The sequence below is a fragment of the Corynebacterium sp. HMSC071F07 genome (genome assembly GCF_001810285.1).
GTDB lineage: Bacteria > Actinomycetota > Actinomycetes > Mycobacteriales > Mycobacteriaceae > Corynebacterium > Corynebacterium simulans.
On sequence record NZ_KV800710.1, the window covers coordinates 39,728 to 44,409 of the forward strand.

The window sequence follows — 4,682 nt, forward strand, 5'->3', positions numbered from 1 at the left end:
CGGCGGAAAATACTGGACTCGTTCCGCTTTCGGCGGAGCCTTTTGCGCACGATGTCGTCGAGTTCTTCGGAGGGCCGAAGGGTCGTTTCGCATATTCGGGCAAGAAGCAATGGTTTAGCCCCCTGCGCGCCCTCATCGCGGTGGCTTGGATGTTTCTGGTATTCGGCTTTCTCAGCAAGGCCACTTGCGCGGGCAGCCGCACTTCTGCAGAAGGGCTCATTTCGCTGAACTGGGATGGCAACCGTCAGTACACCTCGTTCTGCTACAACGACATCATCCCGCTCTACGGTGGCCGTGGCCTCGACCAGGGCGGCTTCCCTTATGCCTTTTCGTGGCAGGAGGGTGATCTCACCCGCTACATGGAATACCCAGTCTTGGCCGGTATGTTTCAGGGAATCATGGGTTGGATCTCGCGCACTACCTACCCGGTGGGCCACTGGTTTGGCATCGCCGAATCCGGTTGGTACTTCGGGCTCACCGCACTGGTGATGTCGTGCATCTGGGTCGTTACCGTCTACATGGTCTTCCGCCTGACCGGAAACCGGGCGTGGGACACCGTACTGATGGCGGCCAGCCCACTGGTAGTCATCCATGGATTTACCAACTGGGACATCCCCTCCATCGCTTTCATGGTGGGCGCACTTCTCGCCGTAACCCGTGGCAAGAATTGGCTCGCCGGAATCCTGATTGGTTGCGGTACTGCGTTCAAGCTGTGGCCGCTATTCATCCTGGGCGCGTTCTTGGTGCTGGCAGTGCGAAACAAGAAGTGGGCACCGTTAGGCGCAATGCTCGGCGGCACGGTGATTTCCTGGCTCGTGGTCAACGTCCCTGTGGCAGAAAAATACCCGGAGGCTTGGCACGTGTTTTTCCGCTTGAACGAGGAACGTGGCGCGGAGTGGACCACCATCTATGCTGTGCTTAACCGCGTGACGGGAATCGAGTTCAGCCCGGAATTCCTCAACGCCTTCACCCTGCCCGCCTTCCTCATCGCATGCGCGGTCATTGGAGTCTTCGGACTGCGGGTGGCACGTACGCCGCGCGTGGCCGAGCTAATCTACCTAATTTTGATGGCTTTCTTGTTGGTGAACAAGGTTTGGTCCCCGCAGTATTCGCTGTGGTTGGTGGTTCCGGCTCTGTTGGCCCTGCCGCGTTGGCGTTTGCTGATGAGCTGGATGCTTGTCGACGCCCTAGTGTGGCCGGTTCTCATGTGGCACATGCTGGGGGAGGAGAACAAGGGCATCGGGCATGAGCTGCTCGACATCATGGTCATCGCCCGCGACGGCTTCATCATCGTCATTGGTGTGCTCGTCGTGCGCCAGATGCTGGGCAAGAGCGTTGATAAAGTCCGCGCGGCACACGCAGGCCGCGATCCGCTAGTAGGGGAGTTTGCCTAAATGGGAATCACAATCGTGGGAATCGTTTCGATCGTCCTCGGGTTCTTCTGCGTCATGGCTGCTTACTATCTCTATCAGCGCAGCGAAGATCGCCGTTGGCCCATCTTGCTTGGCCTACTGGCGCTTTTGTTTCTGACGGTGATTCCAGCCGGCAGTGCGATCTTCTTCGCCACCACCATGCGGAGCTAGGTGCGAGCCACGCGCACGGTCGTTCGTGTGCTTGGTTACAGACTGTAAGTCCTCAGCGGAAATATCCCGTTGGGGATTTCTTTTTGGCCGGTCAATGCGCTATTGTGATGGGGTTGCTTGACGCAACGTACCCTCCTGCCATATCCGCAAAGGTGATATGGCCGAAAACAATTACTAGACCATAGGAGGTGATGAGGTCCGTGCGTCACTACGAAGTCATGATTATTCTGGATCCTAACCAGGATGAGCGCACCGTATCCCCGTCCCTAGACAAGTTCCTGGAAGTTGTCCGCAAGGACGGCGGCAAGGTTGAAAACGTTGATGTATGGGGCAAGCGTCGTCTTGCTTACGCCATCAACAAGAAGGAAGAGGGCATCTACGCCGTCGTTACCCTTGAGTGCGAGTCCGCATCGGTACTCGAGCTTGACCGCCGCCTGAACCTGAACGACACCATCCTGCGTACCAAGGTTCTGCGCACCGACAGCAAATAGCGGATACTGGTTTCAGAGTTTTAAGAATCCACGTAACCGATAAGGAGAACAGACCATGGCACAGGGAGAAACCCCAATCACCGTTGTTGGCAACGTAGTTGCTGACCCGGAGCTTCGCTTCACCCCAGCGGGTGCAGCTGTAGCAAACTTCCGCGTTGCTTCCACCCCTCGTCGCTTCAATTCGCAGACGAATCAGTGGGAGGATGGCGAAGCCATGTTCCTGACTTGCAACGTGTGGCGCCAAGCCGCAGAAAACGTTGCAGAGACTTTGACCAAGGGCATGCGTGTCATTGTTAATGGCCGCCTCCGCCAGCGTTCTTACCAGAACCGCGAGGGCGAAAACCGCACTGTCTTTGAGGTTGAGGTCGATGAAGTTGGCCCATCCCTGCGCTACGCTTCCGCTCAGGTCACCCGCAAGTCCGCCAATGGTGGCAATGGTGGTGGCAACTACGGCGGCCAGCAGCAGAACCAGGGTGGCAACAACTTTGGCGGCGGCAACCAGGGCGGCTTTGGTGGAAACCAGAGCGCTCCGCAGCAGTCAGCTCCTTCTAATGATCCGTGGAATTCTGCACCACAAGCCGGCAGCTTCGGCGGTGCAGACGCTGAACCCCCGTTCTAAACACTGTCAAACGCAATTATTAACTAACTCAATTGAAAGGCAGGGATCATGAAGCTGATCCTCACCGCTGCCGTTGAGAACCTCGGCGCCCCAGGCGAAATTGTTGAGGTCAAGAACGGCTACGGACGTAACTACCTGCTTCCTCGCGGCCTGGCTATCGTTGCCACCCGCGGTGCTGAGAAGCAGATCGAGGGCATCAAGCGCGCCCAGGAAGCTCGCGCAATCCGCGACCTGGATCACGCACGCGAGGTCCGCAACCAGCTCGAGCAGCTCTCCGGCGTTCAGGTTGTAATGAAGACTTCTGAAAACGGCAAGCTTTTCGGCTCCGTTTCTGCAGATGACATCGTTTCCGCTATTGAGGCCGCTGGCGGCCCGAAGCTGGACAAGCGCATCGTCGTTCTGCCAAAGGGCCTGGTCAAGAAGACCGGCAACTACCAGGTCGAGCTGAAGCTGCACGCTGATGTTCTCGGCAAGGTGAACTTCTCGGTCGTCGCTGCCTAAAACTGATTTAAGGCGCACGACGGTTTCCATGCCCGAAGCATGGAAACCACAATGACAACAGCAACGCAGTTGGTCCTTGGGGCCTGCCATGTGAGGTGGCAAGCCCCAGGGGCCTTTTGCGCGTTTTAGGCACGATTTCACCCGCCTGTGGACAACTGTGGATAACTTTCCAAATCTGTGGATAACTTTTGTCAAGTGGAGGCTGTTTTTACCGCTCGTTAACCCGCGGGTAAAAGCGTTAATGCGCAGGTAGATGCGGTTGTCCACTGGTTTTGTGTACATTTTCACATTGGCAAAAACACCGCCTGACCTGCGCTTATAGTAATCGCAGGTCAGTGGCTTGAAGGAGTTATCCACAGGTCCTAACAGCAGTTCTGGGACAAAAGTACGCACTCACCTGGGAATTGCACAAGTGCCTGTGGAAAACTTTCGTTTTATACCCAAGCGAAGCGCGTGGAGGGGCGAAAATTGTATGTCTATCCCCTGCATTAGACTTAGAGCTCGAAAGAGTAGCCGAGGGGAGATATGCCGCCTAGCGGCCGCAAAAATATGGTGGGATGGATTGTCTATGACTAATGCAAGCTTTGATGACTCTGACTACGTACCGCCAGAGGCGCCCGATGTGCCGGAGGTAGAAGATCGCCCCTACCGCGGCAAGCGCAGGGATGACGTTAAGCGCTATGGCGAGTTCCGCCAGCCGCCTTCAGATAGGGAAGCGGAGCAAGGCGTCTTGGGCGCTATGCTCCTTAGCCCGAATACGGTTATGGAAGTCATTGAGGAGCTCGAACCAGATGACTTTTATTACCCAGCGCATGCGTTGATTTACCAGGCTATGGTCGATCTTTATGCCGCCGGCACTGACATTGATGCGGTCATCGTGGCCTCCCGTCTAGACCGCTATAACAATCTGGAGCGCGTGGGTGGTGCGCCCTACTTGCACACCCTTTTGGCCACCGTTCCTACTGCAGCGAATGCTCGCTACTATGCGGAAATCGTTGCGGAAAAGGCAGTTCTGCGCAAGCTTGTTGACGCAGGTACGCGCGTTGTTCAGCTGGGTTTTGAAGGCGCCGAAGATGCAGAAATCGAGTCTGTCTTGGATCGTGCCCAGCAAGAAGTGTTTGCGGTGGCGCAGAAGAAGACAACCGAGGATTATCAAGTTCTGGGAAAGCTTATCGATCCAACCATTGACGAGCTCGCGATGCTTCAGCAAAACGGTGGCTTGGAGGCCGGCGTACCAACTGGCTTCATTGACTTGGACAAGCTCACCAATGGTCTGCGTGCTGGCCAGATGATCATCGTCGCGGCGCGTCCTGGTGTTGGTAAGTCGACGCTGGCCATGGACTTCATGCGTTCGGCTTCGTTGCAGCATGGCAAGACTTCCGTAATCTTCTCCCTCGAGATGTCTGCCTCTGAGATCGTGATGCGTTTGCTCTCGGCTGAGGCGGAGGTAAAGCTATCCGATATGCGCGGTGGCCGCGTTTCCACTGA

6 protein-coding genes are annotated in these 4,682 nt (G+C 56.3%); all 6 read left to right on the forward strand.

Going from position 1 to position 4,682, the window contains the following annotated elements:
• Nucleotides 1–1,394, forward strand: a 1,394-nt coding sequence (locus HMPREF2724_RS06705; RefSeq protein WP_070587922.1) for a glycosyltransferase family 87 protein, incomplete at its 5' end; no start/stop codon positions are given.
• Nucleotides 1,395–1,583: a hypothetical protein gene (locus HMPREF2724_RS06710; RefSeq protein ID WP_062036693.1), complete on the forward strand. Its 189-nt coding sequence runs from the start codon at nt 1,395–1,397 to the stop codon at nt 1,581–1,583.
• 200 nt (nt 1,584–1,783) lie between these two features.
• Nucleotides 1,784–2,074 (forward strand): 30S ribosomal protein S6, encoded by a 291-nt coding sequence (gene rpsF, locus HMPREF2724_RS06715; RefSeq protein WP_179294269.1) that lies wholly within the window; start codon nt 1,784–1,786, stop codon nt 2,072–2,074.
• A gap of 55 nt (nt 2,075–2,129) precedes the next feature.
• On the forward strand, nt 2,130–2,693 hold the full coding sequence (locus HMPREF2724_RS06720) for a single-stranded DNA-binding protein (protein ID WP_062036694.1): 564 nt from the start codon (nt 2,130–2,132) through the stop codon (nt 2,691–2,693).
• Between the two features lie 48 nt (nt 2,694–2,741).
• Nucleotides 2,742–3,194, forward strand: coding sequence for a 50S ribosomal protein L9 (gene rplI, locus HMPREF2724_RS06725; RefSeq protein ID WP_061925214.1), 453 nt, complete (start codon nt 2,742–2,744; stop codon nt 3,192–3,194).
• A gap of 568 nt (nt 3,195–3,762) precedes the next feature.
• Nucleotides 3,763–4,682 (forward strand): DnaB-like helicase N-terminal domain-containing protein (locus HMPREF2724_RS06730; RefSeq protein ID WP_305764394.1); only part of this gene is annotated, 920 nt, incomplete at its 3' end.